Annotated in this window: 20 protein-coding genes; 2 read left to right on the top strand and 18 right to left on the bottom strand. The window is 70.5% G+C overall.

Going from position 1 to position 19,823, the window contains the following annotated elements:
• Nucleotides 1-13: 13 nt before the first annotated feature.
• The 5 genes from ACFYVR_RS18185 to lspA are packed head-to-tail and all read right to left on the bottom strand — an operon-like array spanning nt 14 to nt 3,696.
• The gene (locus ACFYVR_RS18185) at nt 14-541 is read right to left on the bottom strand and encodes a hypothetical protein (RefSeq protein WP_387475587.1); all 528 of its coding nucleotides are present in this window, start codon (nt 539-541) and stop codon (nt 14-16) included.
• A gap of 12 nt (nt 542-553) precedes the next feature.
• A complete protein-coding gene (gene rarD, locus ACFYVR_RS18180; RefSeq protein WP_387475585.1) occupies nt 554-1,510 on the bottom strand; it encodes an EamA family transporter RarD in 957 nt (318 codons plus the stop codon).
• Nucleotides 1,507-2,163, bottom strand: a complete 657-nt coding sequence (locus ACFYVR_RS18175) for a hypothetical protein (RefSeq protein ID WP_387475583.1) — start codon at nt 2,161-2,163, stop codon at nt 1,507-1,509. Before ACFYVR_RS18175 ends, rarD begins: the two co-directional genes overlap by 4 nt.
• Nucleotides 2,156-3,082, bottom strand: a complete 927-nt coding sequence (locus ACFYVR_RS18170; RefSeq protein ID WP_387475581.1) for an RluA family pseudouridine synthase — start codon at nt 3,080-3,082, stop codon at nt 2,156-2,158. The genes ACFYVR_RS18175 and ACFYVR_RS18170 overlap by 8 nt, the downstream gene beginning before the upstream one ends.
• A complete protein-coding gene (gene lspA / locus ACFYVR_RS18165; protein WP_387475708.1) occupies nt 3,082-3,696 on the bottom strand; it encodes a signal peptidase II in 615 nt (204 codons plus the stop codon). Before lspA ends, ACFYVR_RS18170 begins: the two co-directional genes overlap by 1 nt.
• A 105-nt stretch (nt 3,697-3,801) precedes the next feature.
• Here lspA and ACFYVR_RS18160 point away from each other — a divergent pair, with 105 nt between their 5' ends.
• The gene (locus ACFYVR_RS18160; protein WP_387475579.1) at nt 3,802-4,731 is read left to right on the top strand and encodes a hypothetical protein; all 930 of its coding nucleotides are present in this window, start codon (nt 3,802-3,804) and stop codon (nt 4,729-4,731) included.
• Complete coding sequence (locus ACFYVR_RS18155) at nt 4,728-5,462, top strand: sensor domain-containing protein (protein WP_387475577.1); 735 nt, start codon at nt 4,728-4,730, stop codon at nt 5,460-5,462. Before ACFYVR_RS18160 ends, ACFYVR_RS18155 begins: the two co-directional genes overlap by 4 nt.
• A gap of 107 nt (nt 5,463-5,569) precedes the next feature.
• Here ACFYVR_RS18155 and ACFYVR_RS18150 read toward each other — a convergent pair whose 3' ends face one another.
• From ACFYVR_RS18150 to murG, 13 genes are all read right to left on the bottom strand, one after another.
• Entirely contained in the window at nt 5,570-6,058 is a 489-nt protein-coding gene (locus ACFYVR_RS18150; protein WP_387475575.1) for a hypothetical protein, read from the bottom strand.
• Between the two features lie 169 nt (nt 6,059-6,227).
• Nucleotides 6,228-7,565 (bottom strand): DNA polymerase IV, encoded by a 1,338-nt coding sequence (locus tag ACFYVR_RS18145; protein WP_387475706.1) that lies wholly within the window; start codon nt 7,563-7,565, stop codon nt 6,228-6,230.
• A gap of 88 nt (nt 7,566-7,653) precedes the next feature.
• A complete protein-coding gene (gene ileS / locus ACFYVR_RS18140) occupies nt 7,654-10,803 on the bottom strand; it encodes an isoleucine--tRNA ligase (protein WP_387475573.1) in 3,150 nt (1,049 codons plus the stop codon).
• 245 nt (nt 10,804-11,048) lie between these two features.
• Nucleotides 11,049-11,276, bottom strand: a complete 228-nt coding sequence (locus ACFYVR_RS18135) for a hypothetical protein (RefSeq protein ID WP_387475571.1) — start codon at nt 11,274-11,276, stop codon at nt 11,049-11,051.
• Nucleotides 11,277-11,326: 50 nt separating this feature from the next.
• Nucleotides 11,327-12,160, bottom strand: a complete 834-nt coding sequence (locus tag ACFYVR_RS18130) for a DivIVA domain-containing protein (RefSeq protein ID WP_387475569.1) — start codon at nt 12,158-12,160, stop codon at nt 11,327-11,329.
• Between the two features lie 146 nt (nt 12,161-12,306).
• Nucleotides 12,307-12,594 (bottom strand): YggT family protein, encoded by a 288-nt coding sequence (locus ACFYVR_RS18125; RefSeq protein WP_387475567.1) that lies wholly within the window; start codon nt 12,592-12,594, stop codon nt 12,307-12,309.
• A 126-nt stretch (nt 12,595-12,720) separates the two neighbouring features.
• Nucleotides 12,721-13,338, bottom strand: a complete 618-nt coding sequence (locus ACFYVR_RS18120; RefSeq protein WP_387475565.1) for a cell division protein SepF — start codon at nt 13,336-13,338, stop codon at nt 12,721-12,723.
• A gap of 50 nt (nt 13,339-13,388) precedes the next feature.
• Nucleotides 13,389-14,111, bottom strand: coding sequence for a YggS family pyridoxal phosphate-dependent enzyme (locus tag ACFYVR_RS18115; RefSeq protein WP_387475563.1), 723 nt, complete (start codon nt 14,109-14,111; stop codon nt 13,389-13,391).
• Nucleotides 14,108-14,860, bottom strand: a complete 753-nt coding sequence (gene pgeF / locus ACFYVR_RS18110) for a peptidoglycan editing factor PgeF (protein WP_387475561.1) — start codon at nt 14,858-14,860, stop codon at nt 14,108-14,110. The genes ACFYVR_RS18115 and pgeF overlap by 4 nt, the downstream gene beginning before the upstream one ends.
• Nucleotides 14,857-16,107 carry a cell division protein FtsZ gene (gene ftsZ, locus ACFYVR_RS18105; RefSeq protein WP_387475559.1) on the bottom strand — a complete coding sequence of 417 codons (1,251 nt, stop codon included), beginning with the start codon at nt 16,105-16,107 and terminating at the stop codon, nt 14,857-14,859. The genes pgeF and ftsZ overlap by 4 nt, the downstream gene beginning before the upstream one ends.
• Before the next feature lie 258 nt (nt 16,108-16,365).
• Nucleotides 16,366-17,118 (bottom strand): cell division protein FtsQ/DivIB, encoded by a 753-nt coding sequence (locus tag ACFYVR_RS18100; RefSeq protein WP_387475557.1) that lies wholly within the window; start codon nt 17,116-17,118, stop codon nt 16,366-16,368.
• Complete coding sequence (murC, locus tag ACFYVR_RS18095; protein WP_387475704.1) at nt 17,115-18,563, bottom strand: UDP-N-acetylmuramate--L-alanine ligase; 1,449 nt, start codon at nt 18,561-18,563, stop codon at nt 17,115-17,117. The genes ACFYVR_RS18100 and murC overlap by 4 nt, the downstream gene beginning before the upstream one ends.
• A 68-nt stretch (nt 18,564-18,631) precedes the next feature.
• On the bottom strand, nt 18,632-19,780 hold the full coding sequence (gene murG, locus ACFYVR_RS18090) for an undecaprenyldiphospho-muramoylpentapeptide beta-N-acetylglucosaminyltransferase (RefSeq protein ID WP_387475555.1): 1,149 nt from the start codon (nt 19,778-19,780) through the stop codon (nt 18,632-18,634).
• Between the last annotated feature and the right edge of the window lie 43 nt (nt 19,781-19,823).

The following is a 19,823-nucleotide window of genomic DNA, read 5'->3' as shown; positions in this document are numbered from 1 at the left end:
GCCCCGCCGCTGTCTAGCTGCCGAACGGTCCCGGGGCCGGGTCCACGGGGTAGGCGGCGACATCCATGATCACCGAGCCGTCGCACGGACCACCGGTGATGTCCGTGCGCCACGAGCCGGTCATCGTGCCGTCCGGCTGCGGGGTGTAGTACGCCACCGAGTGCGCCGGCGCCCACACCTTGGGCACCCCCTCGCCCTGCCAGCAGTCCCACTGCCAGTCGTAGACGTGCACCCAACTGGTCCCGTCCCAGGTGTACTGCGGGGGCAGGGGCAGCGTCGGGTTCGCGGGCGCGGGACCGTCGACGACCGTGGCGACACAGGACTCGTCGGAGGTGGGATCCGAGCAACTCGTCTCGAACCGGTACGTGTCGGCGAAGTCGGGCTCCCCCTGGCTCGCGGCCAGACTCGTGCCGGTCTTCGTCGCGGCGAACCGCTTCAGCGACCAGTCACCGGACCAGGACGGTTGCGCGGCACCAGCGGGTGCGGCCACGGCCGTCAACATGGCTGCGCTCAGCGCTGTGACCAGCAGTCCTCTTCGCATCCGTGAATTGAATCACGGCAACAGACCGAGCGCCCGGGAATCGTCCTGCCGACGCCGCGCCCGCCGGACCCGTCGAACCGCGTCCACGGTGAACACCGCCAGCGCCAGCCAGATCAACGCGAATCCGGCCCAGCGGGACGCGGGCATCGCCTCGTGCATCACCGCGACACCCCACGTCATCTGCAGCGCCGGGTTGAGGTACTGGATGATCCCGAGGGTCACCAGCGGCACCCGCTGCGCGGCCACCCCGAACAGCAGCAGCGGCACCGCCGTGACCACGCCCGCCGAGATCAGCAGCAGTGTGTGTCCGACCCCGTGGCCGAAGAACGTGCTCGTGCCCGCGACGGTGAGCCACACCAGGTAACCGATCGCGAACGGCGCCGTCACGATGCCCTCGGCGGTCAGACTCGTCACCGGATCGAGCGGAATCGTCTTCTTGATCAGGCCGTAGGCCCCGAAGCTGAACGCCAGGACCAACGCGATCCACGGTGGCCTGCCGTAGTCGATCGTCAGGATCAGCACCGCGAGCGCACCGAACCCGAGCGCGACGGCCTGCCAGCGGTTGATCCGCTCCCGCAGCACCAGCATTCCCAGCAGCACGCTGACGAGGGGGTTGACGAAGTAGCCGAGGGCCGCCTCGACGACGCGGCCGGAGGTCACGCCGTAGATGTAGACACCCCAGTTGATCGAGATCGCCGACGCGGCGGCGACCACCATCAGCGCCGACCGCAGCGTGAGCGTGCGCAGCCGCGAGAGTCTCCCGACCACGGCCGCCACAGCGAGCATCACCACGAGCGTCCACAGCATCCGCTGCGCCAGGATCTCCACCGGCCCCGCGGGACCGAGCAGACCGAAGAAGATCGGGAACATCCCCCAGATCGCGTAGGCGCCGACCGCGGCCGCGATGCCGGTCTCGCGGTCGCTGCGCCGGCCCTGCTCGGGTGCGCCGGCCGGTGCCTGCCCGCTCATCGCTCCGGCACCTCCCCGTCGTCGGGGCCCGGTGTCACCGCGACCGTCTGCTCCGGCAGCAGCGGACGCACCGCGAACCGCCCGAACACCGCGTCCGCGGGCAACGCCTCCACCGCCCGGACTCCCGGCACCTCGGCGAGCGCGGCGAGCTCGCTCTGCGGCCCGCGCACCGTCGCCCCGACCACGCACGCGCAGTCCTGCGCCAGCCGGTACGCGGACACCGCGTCGATCCGGCCCTGCCGATCCCACTCCCCGGTGGTGCCGTACAGCCGCGCTGCCGCATAGCCGGGCGCCCGCGCGATCGACTCCGCGCCGGCGACCCCGACGGCGACGATCGGCGTCTGTACCCGCTCGACGGGCACCCGGAACCACAACTGCGAGATCGGCACGTCGCCGGTCAGGTCGTCGGCCGCGGTCGCGGTCACCTCGGTGTCGAAGGCGACCAGACCCCAACTCGTCTCCTGCGACGACCCGTCCAGGCTCTCCGCCGCCCGGGCCAGGTAGTCGGCGACCAGCTCACCGGAGTCGGGTCCGAGGCGGTCGGTCGTGATCGCCTTCGGCGTCGGCGGGTTCGTCGCCCCGAGCACGAGCACGGCAGCGGCGAGCCCGGCCGCGCACGTCGCGGCGACGACGCCGGCGGTGCGGTCAGGCACTCCGCAGGACGTCCAGGGCGTGTTGCAGATCCTTCGGGTACTCGCTGGTGATCTCGACCCACCGGCCGTCCGCCGGGTGCGCGAACCCCAGCGAACGGGCGTGCAGCCACTGCCGTTCGAGCCCGAGCCGCTCGGCGAGCCGCGGGTCCGCACCGTAGGTCAGGTCGCCGCAGCACGGGTGGCGCAGGGCCGAGAAGTGCACCCGGATCTGGTGGGTGCGACCGGTCTCGAGGTGGATGTCGAGCAGGCTCGCCGCCTGGAACGCCTCGACCGTGTCGTAGTGGGTGATCGACGGTTTGCCGTCCGCGGTGACCGCGAACTTCCAGTCGTTGCTGCGGTGCCTGCCGATCGGGGCGTCGATGGTGCCGCTCGACGGATCCGGGTGTCCCTGCACCAGCGCGTGGTAGCGCTTGTCGATGGTGCGCTGCTTGAACGCCCGTTTGAGCACGGTGTACGCCCGCTCCGACGTCGCGACGACCATCACCCCGGACGTCCCGACGTCGAGGCGGTGCACGATGCCCTGCCGCTCGTGCGCACCGGACGTCGAGATACGGAACCCCGCCGCGGCCAGGCCGCCGACGACCGTCGGTCCGGTCCAGCCGACGCTGGCGTGCGCGGCGACCCCGACCGGCTTGTCCACCGCGACGACGTCGTCGTCGGCGTACAGGATGTCCATGCCCTCGACGGGCTGCGCCTCGACGGTCAGCGGCCGCGCCGGTTCCGGGAGCGTGACCTCGAGCCACGCGCCGGACGGCAACCGGTCCGACTTGCCGACAGCGCTGCCGTCGACGAGTACGGACCCCTCGTCCGCCAACGTGGCCACCGCGGTTCGTGACAGCCCGAGCAGCCGCGCCAGCCCCGCGTCCACCCGCATGCCCTCCAGGCCGTCCGGTACCGGCATGGAACGCGTCTCGCGCATCAGGACTCCTTCTCGTTCGGCTGGTCGGTTGCCGTGGTCGCGTGGCTCGGATCGTCGCTGCTGGTGTCGGCGTCGCTGGTGTCGGCGTCGCTGGTGTCGGCGTCGCTGGTGTCGGCGTCGCTCACCTGCCCGTCGCTCTCGTGACCGTTACCGCGGGTGCCGTCGGGATTGACACCGAACAGCGTCAGCAGGACCAGCAGGATCGCGCCGCACACGACGCCGGAGTCGGCGACGTTGAACACCGGCCACCAGCCGACGGACACGAAGTCGACGACGTGGCCCTGCAACGGGCCGGGCGCCCGGAAGATCCGGTCGATCAGGTTGCCCAGCGCGCCTCCGAGCACCAGACCGAGGCCGAGCGCCCACCACGGCGACCGCAGCGTCCGGCCGATCTTGATCACGCCGACGACGACCGCGATCGCGACCAGGGTCAGCAGCCACGTCATGCCGGTCGCCATCGAGAACGCGGCACCGGGATTGCGGATCAACTTCAGTGTGACCACGTCGCCGATGATGCGAATCGGGTTCCCCGGCTCGATGTAGTGCACCGCCGCGATCTTCGTGGCCAGGTCGAGCCCGAGAACCACCGCGGCGACGATGATCAGCATCCGCATCCGCAGCGGGCCCCGCGCAGTGTTCTCGGCTTCACTCACCCCGCCATCATCCCTCACGGGCCCATCGCGAGCGGCAGGCACCCGAGGCGTGGCTAACCTGGTCGGGTGCCAGTGTTCTCGATTCGGACCGCGCAGGTCGTCGCCGCCCTCGCCGCGTTCACCCTCACCGCCGCCTGCGGCGGCACCGACTCCGCAGCACCGACCACCGCGGCGGAGTCGACCACCAACGAGACCACGGTGCCGGTCTCCGCGGTCGCGACGACGGTCGTCGACCCCGGTGCCGAGCCACGACAGCGGGTCACGCTCCACCCCGACGCAGGATCGAGCCAGCAGGTGCACCTGACGACACGGTCGGAGATCTACCAGCAGATCGGCGGCCAACCCCAACAGGACCTCTCCACGCCGGAGGTCGCGATGCCGCTGACCGCCGCCCTCGCGGGTCCGGCCCAACCCGCGTTCTCGACCGATCTCACCCTGGGCGCCATGACCTCACCGGACCAGCGGCTCGAGGACGCCCTCGCGTCGTCGGACGGCTCGAAGGCCGGGCTGTCCATCCTCCCGACGGGCGCGATCACGGCGCTGCGCATCACCCCGGACCCGGACTCCCCCGACATCGCGCGGTCGGCGATCGAGCAGGCGTTCTACCAGGCGGTGTACCGGGCCGTCGTCTTCCCCGACACCGAGATCGGGATCGGCGCCGTGTGGACGATGCGCCAGCAGGTGATGAGCGGGATGTCGCTGACGCAGACCACGACCGCGACGTTGCGCGAACGGGACGGCGACCGACTCACCGTCGACGTGTCGGTGAACCAGTCGCCGGACTCGCCGGTGTGGACGCTGCCGGGAGCGGCGGGCACCCTGAACATCGACACCTTCGTGATGTCCGGGACCGGCACCCTCGTCGTCGACCTCGGAGCGCCGCTGCCCGTCGAGGGGTCCGTCACCGTCGGCGGTGAGCAGACGTACACCGACCCGGACAGCACGACGCGTCTACGTCAGACCACCACCAACTCCGTCCGCTGGTCGCAGCCGTGAGAAAGGCCGTCGGCGGCGTCGCTGCCGTCACCGCGTTGGCGGTCGCGTCCCTCCTCACCGGGTGCGGCGGTGACGCGGCGTCCACGCCGGACCTGCCGTCGGTGACCACCGTCGCACCGCCGGCCCCGACGGACGTGTCGGTTCTCGACTCGGCGGCACTGGACGCGGCCCTGCTCACTGCGGACGACCTGCCCGTCGGGTTCGCAGCCCTGCCGGACCCGGTCGCCGATCTCGGTCTTCCGTCCGCGTCGGAGGACCCGGAACCCGACCGGTCCTCGACCGACCCGCAACGCTGCGCCGACGTGCTGGCGGAGATTGCCGACCAGGTCGACGGGGCGAGCGCGCGAGCGGTGGCCCGGTTCACCGGACCCGACTTCACGAGCGTCGACACCGATGCGGCCGTCTATCCCGACGGCGCCGCCGGCGCCGCCTTCACCGCGGTGCAGGACACCTTCACCGCCTGCGGGCAGTACACCGGCACCGACGCCGACGGGTATGCGGTGCAGTACCGGCTCGGGGGCCTCGACCAGCCCTCCGTCGGTGACGCATCGGTCGCGGTGCGGCTCGAAACGACCAGCGACGGCTTCACCATGACCTCCGACGCGGTGATCGCCGTGGTCGGGCCGACGCTCCTGCAGGTCGTCGCCACCGGGCAGGAGCCGGTGGACCCGGCGGTGCTCGCCGAGTTGGCGCGCACCGCCGTCGACAAGCTGAAGCAGGGCAGCGACTGAGTCGTCGCCGAACCGGCCGTCCCGAAACAGGCCGTCCCGAAACTGGCCGTCCCGAAACGCCGGATGCCGGCACCCCGCGGGGTGCCGGCATCCGGTGCAGGCGTGCGTCAGGCGCAGGCCGGCGAGGTCAGGCCGGAGAGCTTGACGATGTTGCAGGCGTACTCCTGCGACAGGACCCACTTGCCGTTCTCGACGACGAAGGTCGCGGTGCCCGGGTTGACCTGGCCACCGATGTTCATGTTCACGGTCGCGGTCAGGGTGCCGTCGCCGTTGTCGAGGATGGGGTCGACGACGGTCACGGTCGCGTTGGCGGCCGTCGCGGCGGCGGCGACCTGGTCGAACAGACCGGGATCGGCGGCGCCGTTCTCGACGAGGGTGACCTTCTCCTCGATCGGGGTGGCCGGGTCGAGGCCCTTGGCCAGCATCGCGTTCAGCTCGGCGGCGGTGGGCACCGGCGGCGTCTCGACGGTGGTCGCCGCGACCGTGGTCTTCTTCGTGGTGGTGGCGGCAGCGTCGCTGCTGTCATCGGAGCTGCAGGCACCGAGCGCGAGCACGGCGGCAGCAGCGACACCGGCAACGATGGTCTTGCGGAGCATCAATGTGTGTCCTTCTCTTCGTTGAAACATGGCTCGGAACGTGGCCTTCGTTGGAACTTGGCGAAAGTGCAACGAGTCTGTGGTTCGTCGCCCCCGCGGCCGATCCGATGGTCGGATCCGCGCGCGAGCGAGTGTCACCTTAGTTAACACGGAAAAAATAAGGGCTTCCTTAACGAAGGCTGTCGGCGGGGTCGGCCTCCGCGAGGGCCTCGTCGGTGTCCGGGAACGTGCGCGCCGGGCCCGGTCCGGTGGATCTCGTTTCGAACCGAACGGTCACCACGCCGTGCCCGCAGCCCTGTACCCAGCCATGACCGTGCTCGGGGTGACGCACGTCCTGTCCGGGTCGCCACCGCGCCCCGACCGCGATCGCACTCGTGCGCGCGGCACCCGGAATCAGCACTGTGTCCGGATTCACATCGCCCTCGCGCGGGTCGCCGTGGTCGAGATCCGGGAAGAGCGACCCCTGCGCGGCGACCGTCAACCCGCCGAGGGACACCCCGACGAGGCGGATCGCACCCAACTCGCGGGGGTCGATCAGCTGCCGCTGAGCGGTCGCCACGAGGGTCTGCCGATCCGTGGTCGCATAGGGCAGCGTCGCGGACCGCGTGACGATCGTCATGTCCGTCTTCTTGAGTTTGAGGACGACGGTGCGGGCGGCACGCCCGTCCCGCTCGAGACGCGCGTGGGCGCTCGCGCCGGCCTGCTCGACCGCGGCACGCAACTGGTCGAGGGTGACCAGGTCCTCCGCGAAGGTCGTTTCGGCGCTGACCTGTTTGGCATCGGCACGCTCGATGACCGGCCGGTCGTCGATACCCCTGGCCAGGCGGTGCAGTCCCGGCCCGACCGTGGCACCGAGCAGCGTCACGACCTCGGTCTCGCTGGTCGCGGCGAACTGGCCGATCGTCTCGATACCGAGCCGGCGGAGCTTGCCCTCCGCGACGGGACCGATGCCCCACAGCCTGCGGACCGGGAGCGCTTCGAACAGCGCACCCTGCTCGTCCGCCGTGACGACCCGGACCCCGTCCGGCTTCGCGAGCCCGGACGCGATCTTCGCGATCTGCTTCCCGGATCCGGCACCGATCGACGCCACCAGCCCGGTCTCGTCACGGATCAGGGTTCGCAGACCCTCCGCGTACGCACGGACGGTGTCGGGACCGGCGCCGGCCAGTTCGGGCGGCTCACCGAACGCCTCGTCGAGGGACAACATCTCGAGCACCGGCATGCGGGTGCGCAGCGCGTCGAACACCGACCGGCTGACCGTCGAATAGAGCCCCCCACGCGGCGGCAGGACCACGGCCCCCACGCCGACGAGCCGGCGCGCCTGGTGCATCGGCATCGCGGACCGGGCCCCGAAGGCCCGGGCCTCGTAGCTCGCACCCGCAACCACACCGCGGCCGCCGAGCCCGCCGACGAGCACCGGCCGCCCGCGCAGCGTCGGACGGGTGAGCTGCTCGACGGACGCGAAGAACGCGTCCATGTCGAGATGCAGGACCCACCGCCGCTGCATGGGCGGCCCGCCGCCGCGCTGCATGGGCGGCCCGCCGCCGCGCTGCATGGGCGGCCCGCCGCCGCGCTGCACGGGCGGCCGGTTCACGTCAGGCCTTCACGATGACGACCCGGACGCCCTCACCCAGATCCACCGCCCCGGCACCGGCGGCGCCGAGTTCCAGTGTGGTGGCGAGGATCTCGCCGGCGATCAGCTCACGGTGGCGCTGCGCCCAGTCCAACCGCTCCGCGGGCACGTCGAGCGTCACCACGATCCGGTCCGAAACGTCGAGACCGGCGGCGCGGCGGGCGTCCTGCAGCTCGCGGATGCGGTCCTTCGCCCAGCCCTCCGCCTCGAGCTCCTCGGTGACCTCCGAGTCGAGCACCACCAGCCCGGCGTTGTCCGGCAGCGCCGCCGTCGACTCCGGCTCGGCGGCGACCAGGCGGCGGGTGTACTCCTCCGGCAGCAGCGCGATCCCCGCTGCGCTCACGACGCCGTCGGTCTCGGTCCAGTCGCCGGCCTTGACGGCCTTGATGACGGTCTGCACGTTCTTCCCGAGCCGCGGACCCGCCGCGCGGGCGTTGACCACCAGCTCGAACCTGCCGTGCGCGTCGACGTCCTCGGTCAGGTCGACATTCTTGACGTTGACCTCGTCGGCGATGATGCCGAGGTAGGGCCGCAGCCGCTCGGCGTCCGACGCGGCGACGGTCACCTCCGGCAGTGGCAGCCGCACCCGCAGGTTCTGCGCCTTCCGCAGACCCAGCACCGTCGAACACACGTTGCGGACCTCGTCCATGGACTCGACGAGTTCGGCGTCGGGCACCAGTTCCGTGGCCGCGGGCCAGTCGGTCAGGTGCACGGACCGACCACCGGTCAGACCCCGCCAGATCACCTCGGTGGCCATCGGCAGCAGCGGCGCCGCCAGTCGGCACGTCACCTCGAGCACGGTGTGCAGGGTGTCGATCGCGTCCCGGTCCTCGTCCCAGAACCGCGACCGCGACCGGCGCACGTACCAGTTGGTCAGCGCGTCGCAGAAGGTGCGCAGCTCGTCGCAGGCACCGGCGATGTCGTTGACCTCGAGGGCGTCCGTCATCGCCTCCCGCGTCGCGGCGAGCTTCGCCAGGATGTAGCGGTCGAGCACGTGCGGCGAATCCGTCCGCAAGGCGCCGGGCTTCGACGCGTAGAGCTGCAGGAAGCTCCACGCGTTCCACAGCGGAAGCAGGGCCTGCCGGACACCCTCGCGGATGCCCTGCTCGGTGACGATCAGGTTGCCGCCGCGCAGGATCGGCGACGACATCAGGAACCAGCGCATCGCATCGGAACCGTCCCGGTCGAACACCTCCTTCACGTCCGGGTAGTTGCCCTTGGACTTGCTCATCTTCAGGCCGTCGTCACCGAGCACGATGCCGTGGGCCACGACATTCTTGAACGCCGGGCGGTCGAACAGCGCGGTCGAGAGCACGTGCAGGTTGTAGAACCAGCCGCGGGTCTGCCCGTTGTACTCGACGATGAAGTCGCCCGGGTTGTGGCTGACCTGCCCGTTTCCGCCCTCGAACCAGTCCCGGTTCTCGAACGGGTAGTGCACCTGCGCGTACGGCATCGAGCCGGACTCGAACCAGCAGTCGAGCACCTCGGGGACGCGGCGCATCGTCGACTTCCCGGTCGGGTCGTCCGGGTTCGGCCGGGTCAGCTCGTCGATCATCGGCCGGTGCAGATCGGTCGGGCGCACACCGAAGTCGGCCTCGAGCTGGTCCAGCGAGCCGTACACGTCGATCCGCGGGTAGGCCGGGTCGTCCGAGATCCACACCGGGATCGGGCTGCCCCAGTAGCGGTTTCGGCTGATGTTCCAGTCCCGGGCGCCCTCGAGCCACTTGCCGAACTGGCCGTCCCGGATGTGCTCGGGCACCCAGGTGATCTCCTGGTTCAGCTCGACCATCCGGTCGCGGAACTTGGTGACCGCGACGAACCACGACGGCACCGCCATGTAGATCAGCGGCTGACCCGACCGCCACGAGTGCGGGTAGGAGTGCTCGATCGTCTCGTGCCGCAACAGCTTTCCGGCGGCTTTGAGGTCCTTGATGATCACCGGGTTCGCGTCGAAGACCATCAGGCCCTCGTACGGCGGCACCATCGACGTGAACTTGCCACCCGCGTCCAGCGGCTGCACGACCTCGATGCCGTTGGCGCTCGCCACGTCCATGTCCTCTTCACCGAAAGCCGGTGCGAGATGGACGATTCCGGTACCGGAGTCGGTGGTGACGTAGTCCGCGGCCAGCACCCGGTGGGCGTTCGGACGGCCCAGGAAGAAGTCGAACGGCGGCAGGTAGGACAGCCCGACGAGCTCCGAACCCCGATGGGTGGACAGGACTTCCGGCTCCTCGCCGAACTCGCGGGCGTAGTGCCCGACGCGATCCTGCGCCAGCACGTATCGCTTGCCGTCGGCGCCGGCGAGGTGCACGTAGGTGATGTCGGGGTGCACCGCGACGGCGAGGTTCGACGGCAGCGTCCACGGCGTCGTGGTCCAGATCAGGGCGTTCGCGCCGTCCAGGTCGGAGCCGGGAGCACTGAGCACCATGTCGACGGTGACGGCCGGGTCCTGACGCATCTTGTAGGCGTCGTCGAGGCGGGTCTCCTGGTTCGACAGCGGCGTCTGCTCGTACCAGGAGTACGGCAGCACCCGGAAGCCCTGGTAGATCAGGCCCTTGTCGTAGAGCTCCTTGAACGCCCACATCACGGACTCCATGAAGTCCAGGTCGAGCGTCTTGTAGTCGTTGGCGAAGTCGACCCAGCGGGCCTGCCGCGTCACGTAGTCGCGCCACTCGTCGGTGTAGCGCAGCACCGACTGCTTGCAGTAGGCGTTGAACTCGGCCAGACCCATCGCGTCGATCTGCGACTTGTCCTTGATGCCGAGCTGCTTCTCCGCCTCGAGTTCGGCGGGCAGGCCGTGGCAGTCCCAGCCGAACCGGCGTTCGACCTTCCTGCCGCGCATGGTCTGGAAGCGCGGGACGAGGTCCTTGACGTACCCGGTGAGCAGGTGGCCGTAGTGCGGCAGACCGTTCGCGAACGGCGGGCCGTCGTAGAAGACGAACTCCTCGGCGTCGTTCCGGTTCGCGATCGACGCGCGGAAGGTGTCGTCGGCGTCCCACTCGGCGAGCACACGCTGTTCGAGTTCGGGGAAGTTGACGCTGCCCGAGGACCTGCCGCCGGTGAGGTCGACGCGCGGGTATGCCGCGTTCACGTCGCTGGTGTTGTCGGACACTGTTCGTGCTCCCTCGTGCCTGTCGCTCTGGCACGGGGACGACGTCGGCGCCGGTGCGCCGTGGCCGCGGTACCACCCCGCTTGCCCGGACCGCTGTGCCCGGACCACTCGTACGTCGGCTGTGACGGGCCGAACCCGTTCGGTTCTACTGAGCGGCGACACGCCACCTCGATGGCTCGCCGACGCCGTTCTTCCGAAGGCTCCCCGGTGATGGCCGGATCAACGCCGTGTTCGCTTGTCCAATTCTAGTCGGACCCGTCAAATCGGCCCGACGTCGTGTCGGGTCCGGGCGCTCCGGATCCGGGTTCGGTGGTCGGTGCGGCGGTACCGCGCAGTGAACTCACCAGCAGCACCACCGCACCGATCACGCAGACCACGATGCAGCCCCACGCCCACACGACCGACCCGGTCATCAGGGCGACGACCAGCAGCGCGAAACCCACCGCTGCCAGCGCAAGGGTAAGAATCAGCACCTGCGCCCCTCACCACGAGTCGTCACGACCGCGGCCCTATCGGAGCCGGATCAGTTGTTCCCTTTGGCGAACGACTTGGTTCCCTCCGCCCCGAAGGCGTCCTGACCACCGTCGACGGGAACCGCCGAACCGCGCTGCTCGAGTTCCTCGAGCTGCGACTCCAGGTAGGACTTCAGACGCACCCGGTACTCGCGCTCGAACGTCTTGAGCTGCTCGATCCGACCCTCCAGCACGCTGCGCTGCTGGTTGATCGTCTCCATGATCTCGGTGTGCTTCTTCTCGGCATCGGCCTGCAGTGCGTCGGCCTTCTCCTTCGCCTGACGCAGCTGGGTCTCCGAGCGCGTCTGGGCGTCGGACAGCAGCGCCTCGGACTTCTGCTTGGCGTCCCCGATCATCGCCTCCGAGCGGCTGCGGGCGTCGCTGACCAACTGCTCCGAGTTGGCACGGGCGCTGGAGACCAGCTGCTCCGACTCGTTCTTCGCGTCGCCCGTGAGGCGGTCCGCCATCTCCTGTGCGAGACCGAGAATCTTCGCGGCCTGCAGGTTCGCCTCTTCCGGGCCGCGACCCGCGGGCGCGGGAGCCGCAGCGACCGGTGCGACCGGCTTCGGGGGCTCGACGACGGGCGCCGGAGCCGGCGTGGGGGCGGGTGCGGGTGCGGGCACCGGCGCTGCGCCGGCCGGGCGAGGAGCCTTCTTGGCGTCCGCGAGCTCCTGATCGAGTTCACCGACACGCTGGCGCAGGTCCGCGTTCTCCTCGATCAGTCGGGTGAGCTCCTGCTCGACGAGGTCGAGGAAGGCATCGACCTCGTCCTCGTTGTAGCCACGCTTTCCGATTGGAGGCTTGCTGAACGCGACGTTGTGAACATCTGCTGGTGTCAGCGGCATGGAAGGATCCCTTCACGCATCTGTAGGCGGTCGAGCAAGCTCTCAGTTTTGGCGCATCCACTGCAGGACCACATATTCACACGGTAACTGTGACTCATTCTGTCACACCCGACCCGCGGCCTGCGCCAGTCCCTGATTCGTGCACGTCATGCGGCAAGTCCCTGTACCACTTGCATCAGGATGAACACGATGAACAGCAGGACCATGATGGAAAGATCCAGCCGAACTCCGCCGAGCGAAATCGACGGGATAAGTCGCCGGAGCAACTTGATCGGCGGATCTGTGACCGAGAAAATCGCCTCGAGAATGACGACCACAATGCCGGTCGGCCGCCAGTCCCTCGCGAATGTCCGGATGAACTCGACGATGATTCGGGCTATGAGGAGCAACCAGAATACGAACAGAACGAAGTAGATCACCGCGAACAAGGGCACTCCACCACTCTGCCTGACGACTCCGGACCACTCAAAACCGGGTGCGACCGGAACTGTCCGGTCGCACCCGAGTTCACCTCTGGGCCGCGCACCGGGACCGGGAATCCGGCCCCGCGCGGCACTGGTTCACTTCTGATTGTAGAAACCGTTCTCTGCGATGCGGCGCCGCTCCTCCGCCGAGACGTCGATGTCGGCGGGCGAGAGCAGGAACACCTTCGTCGCCACCTTGTCGAACGAACCGCGCAGCGCGAAGGCGAGGCCGGCCGCGAAGTCGACGAGCCGCTTGGCATCGGCGTTGCTCATCTCCACCAGGTCCATGATCACCGGCGTGCCGTCCCGGAATCGCTCGCCGATGATCCGCGCCTCGCCGTAGTCGCGCGGACGCAGCGTGGTGATCTTCGACAGCGGGCCGCCCTCGTCGAACACCGGCGCCCGCCGGCTCTCGATACGAGGCGCGGTGTTCACCGCCAGCGCGCCGTGGGTCGCCGCCGGCCGGCTCACACCGCCCGAGGGCACGCTCGGTCGCGTCGAGCGCGGGGGCAGCGGCTCCATCCGCCGGGGAGCGAGCTGCCGATCCTCGAGGTCGTCCCGACCGCCGTAGCCCGGTTCGTCGTAGCCGCCGTCGACGCCGTCTTCGTACCGGGTGCTCCGGGGAGCGCGGCGAGGCTCGTCCAGGTAGTCGTCCTCGTAGTCCTCGAGCGGAACCATGCCGAAGTAAGCCTTGAACTTGTGCAGAGTGCTCATCGATCGACCTTCCTTGGCGCGGCGGATAATCGGTCGGGACGCCGATCAGTTCACATCGAGGCTATCGGCCTCGAACCCAACAATGCGGTTCCGACACGCACGCACGTGGATCCGTGTCGTACCGCACTCTCGAGGTCCCCGGTCATCCCGGCCGACAGCGTGCGCGCGTCGGGGTGGCTGCGCAGCACGTCCCGATGGGCGGCGGCGAGCGCGGCGAAGGACTCGTCGGGGTCGACGCCCAGCGGTGGCACCGCCATCAGGCCGGCGAAGTCCAGTCCGTCCGTCCCGGCGGCGTGATCGGCCAGCGCGGCCAGCTCGGACAGCAGCGCTCCCCCACGTTTCGGGTCGCCGTCGAGGCTGACCTGCAGCAACACGCGCAGCGGCCGCGACCGCTCCCCCTCGTCCAGCGCCGCGGTCGCCGCCTTCGCCAGCGCGTCGACGAGCGGTGCACTGTCGACCGAATGGACGGCGTACGCCCAGCGGGCGATCGCGCGGGCCTTCTTGCGCTGCACACTGCCGATCATGTGCCAGCGGATTCCGGGCAGGTCCGCGAGGTCGGCCACCTTCGCCGAGGCCTCCTGTTCGCGCGACTCGCCGAATTCCCGGCACCCGAGCTCGTGGAGGATCCGGGCGTCCGAAGCGGGGAAGAACTTGGTCACCGGAAGCAGGTCGACCTCGCCGGGCGTGCGGCCCGCGGCGGCCACGGCGCGATCCAACCGCTCCCGCACCGCCGCCAACGCGGTGGCGATCTGGTCGCGGCGAGTGTCGGTCACCGGCCGCCTGCTCCATCCGCCTGCTCCATCCAGATCGCCCCCGCGATCCGGCCCGTGGTTCCCGAACGACGGTAGCTGAACAGGGTGCGGTCCTCGATGGTGCAGCGCGGATCCTCCGCGACACCACCGACTCCCGCCTCGACCAGTTGCCGCCGCAATCCGGCCCGCAGGTCCAGACCGGGTGTGCCCCGGTCGGTGGTGGTGGCGCTGCCCGGCAGGTGTGCCTCGACATCGGCCCGCATCGCCGCGGGAACCTCGTACTGCCTGCCGCTGGCCGCCGGTCCGAGGAACGCACCGATCCGCGAGACCTCGGCACCCTGCGCGACCATCGTCTCCAGCACGCGGGGCACGATCCCGATCCGAGCGCCCACCCGGCCCGCGTGGACCGCGGCGATCACCCCGGCCTCGTCGTCCGAGAGCAGCAGTGGCACACAGTCGGCGGTGAGCACCACGAGGGCGAGGTCGCGCTCGGTGGTGACCAGTGCATCGGTGGCCTCGACCGGCCCGGGGACCGGGCCGGTCACCACCGTGACGTTCCGACTGTGGATCTGCTCCATCCACACCAGACGCTCGAAGGGCAGCCCGATACCGGAGGCCAGCCGACGGCGGTTCGTGTCGACCGCCGCCGGATCGTCCCCGACGTGGTCGCCGAGATTGAACGAGTCGTAGGGAGCCGCGGACACGCCCCCGGTCCGCGAGGTGACGACCCGACGGACCCTCACTACAGGCGTCACCGACAGCGCCGTCACCGCCGCATGAAGTCGGGAACGTCCACGTCGTCCTCGCCGTCCTCGACCGGGACGGGCACCGCGCGGGAGGCAGCGACCGACACCGGGGGCAGCGTGCCCGCGTCCCGCCGGGGCTCGCGGACCTCCGCGCTGTGCTGCGGAGTGTGTGACGGCGCGCCGTACTGCGGCACCTGCGGCGGCTGCGCGGCCGGCTCCTCCACCGCCGCGACCGGGGACCGGCCGATCTCGCCCGCCCGGGCGACCCCGATCGTGCCGCGACCTGCCGCGGCCGCGGGCTGCGGCTCCGCGCGACGCACCGGGCCCGCGCCGTCGAATCCGGCCGCGATGACGGTGACCCGGACCTCGTCGCCGAGCGAGTCGTCGATCACGGTGCCGAAGATGATGTTCGCGTCGATGTGCGCGGCTTCCTGCACCAGCGAGGCCGCCTCGTTGATCTCGAACAGTCCGAGGTCGGAGCCACCGGCGATGGACAGCAGCACGCCGCGCGCACCCTCCATCGACGCCTCGAGGAGCGGGGAGTTGATCGCAGCCTCGGCGGCCTGGATCGCCCTGCCGTCACCGCGGGCGGAGCCGATACCCATCAGCGCGCTGCCCGCGCCGGACATGACGCCCTTGACGTCGGCGAAGTCGACGTTGATCAGGCCGGGGGTGGTGATCAGGTCGGTGATGCCCTGAACACCGTTGAGCAGCACCTCGTCGGCGGACCGGAACGCGTCCATCAGGGACACGGCGGCGTCACCGAGCTGGAGCAGACGGTCGTTGGGGATGACGATGAGGGTGTCGCAGGACTCACGCAGCGCCTGGATTCCGGCGTCGGCCTGGCCACCGCGACGCTTGCCCTCGAAGGAGAACGGGCGGGTGACGACGCCGACGGTCAGGGCGCCGAGCTTACGGGCGATCGAGGCGACGACGGGCGCGCCGCCGGTGCCGGTGCCGCCGCCCTCACCGGCGGTGACGAAGACCATGTCGGCGCCCTTGAGCACCTCTTCGATCTCGTCCTTGTGGTCCTCGGCGGCCTTGCGACCCACCTCGGGGTCGGCGCCCGCGCCGAGGCCGCGGGTGAGCTCACGGCCGACGTCGAGCTTGACGTCGGCGTCGGACATCAGCAGGGCCTGGGCGTCGGTGTTGACGGCGATGAACTCGACTCCCTTGAGTCCCTGCTCGATCATGCGGTTGACCGCATTCACACCGCCGCCGCCGATGCCGACGACCTTGATAACGGCGAGGTAGTTGTGCGGGGGCGTCATGGGCTCTCGCCTTCCGTGTGTGTGTATTCGTGCTGAAGCATGTTGCTGGCGATGCTGACGTTACTTGTGGCGCTCAGGTTACTCGAGACGCTGAGGTTACTGGTGTTGCCGGGGCCCGAATGCCACGGTGTCGACCAAACCCTCAACCTCAACCATAGAGTTATAGTTATGTCAAGTGGCTGACTGAGGCGAAACGCTATGCATGCCGCCCCCCGGATGCCAGCAGGCGCGCCGACGACACGAAGAAATCTCCGCCCGTCACCGCACCGTCGGCAGGTCGGGGCTCGACACGTCGAACACCCGACCCGGCTGCCCGAGTAGCGGCAGCACGATCGCGGCCTTGTGCGCGGACCCCTCGACGCTCCCCCACACCACCTCCCGGCCGTCGGCGAGCGTCAGGTGGATGTCGGCCAGCGTCCCGGCGGACACCTCCGTCACCTGCGTGCGCAACTGCGGCGGCAGCGACGTCAACGCCGCCAGCGCGTCGATCGTCGCCGGATCGTCCCGGCCGGGCGTCGGCACCGCCAGCCGCGGCACCCCGGACGGCGGCGGTTCGATCGCATACGCCACGCCGGACGCGTCCATCAGGTGCGTTCCCTCCGGCGCGTCGAAGAACACCGCCGGCGCACGCTCGACGACCGTGACGCGGATCGTCGAGGGATACCGGCGCTCGACCCGCGCGTGGTCGACCTTCGCGATCGACGCGACCCGGGACGCCGCCGCTCCGGTGTCGACCTGCAGCAGCGGCGTCCCGACCGGAATCGCGAGCGCGGTGAGCACCTCGTCGCTCGACACCCCGACGTTTCCGACCACCGAGACGCTGCGCGCGGACAGCACCGGCGTGACCCACGCCGCCACCGCGATCGCGACCACCACCAGGACCACCGCGGCGGTCACCCAGATCGGCTTGCGATTGCGGCGGCGCGACGCGCCCTCGGCCGCCGATCCTGAGCGAACCCGGGCCGCGCGACCGGTGCTGCGGGTGCGTTCCGGCCGACGCGCCCGGTTCACCGCTGCTCCCCGGCCCGTCCCGCCGCATCCGACCGCGCCCGCATCCCGGCGGACACCGCCGCGAGGGCGCTGAGGATCTCCTTGCCGAGCATCGTCACGTCACCGGCGCCCATCGTGATCACGACGTCCCCGGCGCGGGCCAGCGTCGCCACCTGGCGCGGAGCCATCGACAGGTCCGGCTGGTAGTGCACCGGCCGACCGACGGCCTGCGCGACGAGCGCACCGCTCACGCCGGGCAGCGGCTTCTCCCGCGCGCCGTACACGTCGAGGACGACGACCTCGTCGGCGAGGTCGAGAGCCGCCCCGAACTCCGTCGCGAACGCCGCGGTGCGCGAGTACAGGTGGGGCTGGAACACCACCACCACGCGGCCTCCGGAGGTGCGTACCAGCTCGCGCGCCGCGCCGAGGACCGCGCGGACCTCGGTCGGGTGGTGCGCGTAGTCGTCGAACACCCGGACACCGTTCTCGCGCCCGGTGTACTGGAAGCGACGGTGCACGCCGCCGAACCCGCCGATGCCGTCGACGATCTCCTCGACGTCGGCACCGGTCTCGAGAGCCGCCAGCAGTGCGCCGAGCGCGTTGAGGGCCATGTGCCTGCCGGGGACCGACAGCCGCAGGGTGCGGGGCACCGACTCGCCGACGAGTTGGATCTGCGCCACGCCGCCGACGTCGCGCGGCTCCCAGTCCAGCAGTCGCGCATGCAACGGCACCGGGTGGTCGTCGGGTTCGCCGCTGCCGTATCCGACCATGCGGATCGGCAGGTTCCGCGCCGCGATCCGGGCAGCGAGGGCCGCGGACCCCGGGTCGTCGAGGCACACCACGAGCAGCCCGCCGGGCGCGATGCGCTCGGCGAAGTCGTCGAACACCTGGACATAGGCCTCGGTGGTGCCGAAGAAGTCGAGATGGTCGGCCTCGACGTTGGTGACGATCACGACGTTCGGGTCGTACTGCAGCAGCGATCCGTCGCTCTCGTCGGCCTCGGCGACGAACACGTCACCCGAGCCGTGATGGGCGTTCGTGCCCGCCTCGTTGAGTTCGCCGCCGACCGCGAAGGACGGATCGACCCCGCAGTGCTGCAGCGCCACGACGAGCATCGACGTCGTGGAGGTCTTGCCGTGCGTCCCCGCGACCAGCAGGGTGCGGTGACCGTGCATCAGCGACGCGAGCACCTCCGGGCGCAGGATCACCGGGATCCCCCGCTCGGCCGCGGCGACCAGTTCCGGGTTGTCCTTGGGGATCGCCGCATGGGTCGAGACCACCACTGTCGGGCCGCCGGGAAGCAGGTCGAGCGCGCCCGCGTCGTGACCGACGCGGACCTGCGCGCCGCGCGCCCGCAGCGCGAGAACGGTCCGGCTCTCCTTTGCGTCCGACCCCGACACCTGGCCGCCGCGAGCCAGCAGGATGCGGGCGATCCCCGACATCCCGGCACCGCCGATGCCGACCATGTGCACCCGCTGCAACCGCTCGGGCAGGTCCGTTCCGGTCCTGTTGGTTCCGGGGGTGTTCGACCCGCTCACCGCTGTCCGCCCTTCGCCACCTCGAGAACGATCCGGGCGACCGCGTCGGCGGCGTCCCGGTGCCCGGCGCCGGCCGCGGCCGCCGCCATCGCGGCGAGCCGGTCCGGATCCCGGAGCAGCGGCACCACGGTGTCCGCGACGAACTCCGACGTCAGGTCCGCGTCGGCGACGAGCAGTCCACCTCCCGCCGCGACGACCGGTTTCGCGTTCAGTTCCTGTTCGCCGTTGCCGTGCGGCAGCGGCACGTACACGGCGGGCAGCCCGACAGCGGAGATCTCCGCCACCGTCATCGCCCCGGAGCGACACACCGTCGCGTCGGCGGCGGCGAGGGCGAGGTCCATCCGCGTCAGGTACGGCACCGCGACGTACGGCGCGTCCGGATTGTGCTGTGCCACGTCGACGGAGTTCTTCGGTCCGTGTGCATGCAGCACCGAGATCCCGGCCGACGCCAAGGCTTCCGCGGCCCCCGCGACGGCCTGGTTCAGCGACCGCGCCCCTTGCGAGCCGCCCGTGACCAACAGCACCGGGCCCTCGGCGGGCAACCCGAACTCCTGACGGGCCTGCGCGCGCAGCGCCCCGCGATCGAGTCCGGTGATCGTCGAGCGGACCGGGATCCCGACGACCTCGGCGTCACGGCGTCCGCGGGCGGCGACACCCGAGCCGGGGACGGCGGCGAGCACACGTGCCGCGAACCGGGCCCCGATCTTGTTGGCGATGCCCGCGCTGGCGTTGGCCTCGTGCACCACGATCGGGACCGCGCGACGACGCCGGGTCAGCCCCCGGCCGGCCGCCAGGTATGCCGGCAGTGCGACGTAGCCTCCGAACCCGACGATCACGTCCGCGTCGACGCTGTCGAGAACCTGCCGGGTCCGCCGGACCGAGGCGCGGACCCGTCCGGGCAGCCGCAGCAGGTCCATCGTGGGCTTGCGCGGCAGCGGCACCGGCGGAATCAGCTCCAGGGAGTAGCCGCGACCGGGCACCAGGGTTGTCTCGAGCCCGCGTTCGGTGCCGAGGGCGGTCACCGTGACGGACGGATCGAGACGGCGCACCGCGTCGGCGACCGCGAGTGCCGGTTCGATGTGCCCGGCGGTTCCACCTCCCGCGACGACGACGGACGGACCGGACGATGTACCGCGCTCACTCACCTGCGAAACCCTCACGAATTGTCTCGAGCTCACGACGTGTCCC

Origin of the sequence: Rhodococcus sp. NPDC003318, from assembly GCF_042879035.1 — a bacterium.
Taxonomy (GTDB): Bacteria; Actinomycetota; Actinomycetes; order Mycobacteriales; family Mycobacteriaceae; genus Rhodococcus_G.
The sequence above is the reverse complement of the archived record's forward strand: the minus strand, read 5'-3'. Positions and strand labels throughout refer to the sequence as shown.

Coding starts and splice junctions, on each gene's coding strand:
- ACFYVR_RS18185 (WP_387475587.1), bottom strand. CDS start 541: ATGCGAAGAGGACTGCTGGTCACAGCGCTGAGCGCAGCCATGTTGACG.
- ACFYVR_RS18130 (WP_387475569.1), bottom strand. CDS start 12,160: ATGCCGCTGACACCAGCAGATGTTCACAACGTCGCGTTCAGCAAGCCT.
- murC (WP_387475704.1), bottom strand. CDS start 18,563: ATGGTCGGCATCGGCGGTGCCGGGATGTCGGGGATCGCCCGCATCCTG.
- lspA (WP_387475708.1), bottom strand. CDS start 3,696: ATGCGGATGCTGATCATCGTCGCCGCGGTGGTTCTCGGGCTCGACCTG.
- ACFYVR_RS18120 (WP_387475565.1), bottom strand. CDS start 13,338: ATGAGCACTCTGCACAAGTTCAAGGCTTACTTCGGCATGGTTCCGCTC.
- ACFYVR_RS18170 (WP_387475581.1), bottom strand. CDS start 3,082: ATGCGCGAGACGCGTTCCATGCCGGTACCGGACGGCCTGGAGGGCATG.
- ACFYVR_RS18145 (WP_387475706.1), bottom strand. CDS start 7,565: ATGCAGCGGCGGTGGGTCCTGCATCTCGACATGGACGCGTTCTTCGCG.
- ftsZ (WP_387475559.1), bottom strand. CDS start 16,107: ATGACGCCCCCGCACAACTACCTCGCCGTTATCAAGGTCGTCGGCATC.
- ACFYVR_RS18150 (WP_387475575.1), bottom strand. CDS start 6,058: ATGCTCCGCAAGACCATCGTTGCCGGTGTCGCTGCTGCCGCCGTGCTC.
- rarD (WP_387475585.1), bottom strand. CDS start 1,510: ATGAGCGGGCAGGCACCGGCCGGCGCACCCGAGCAGGGCCGGCGCAGC.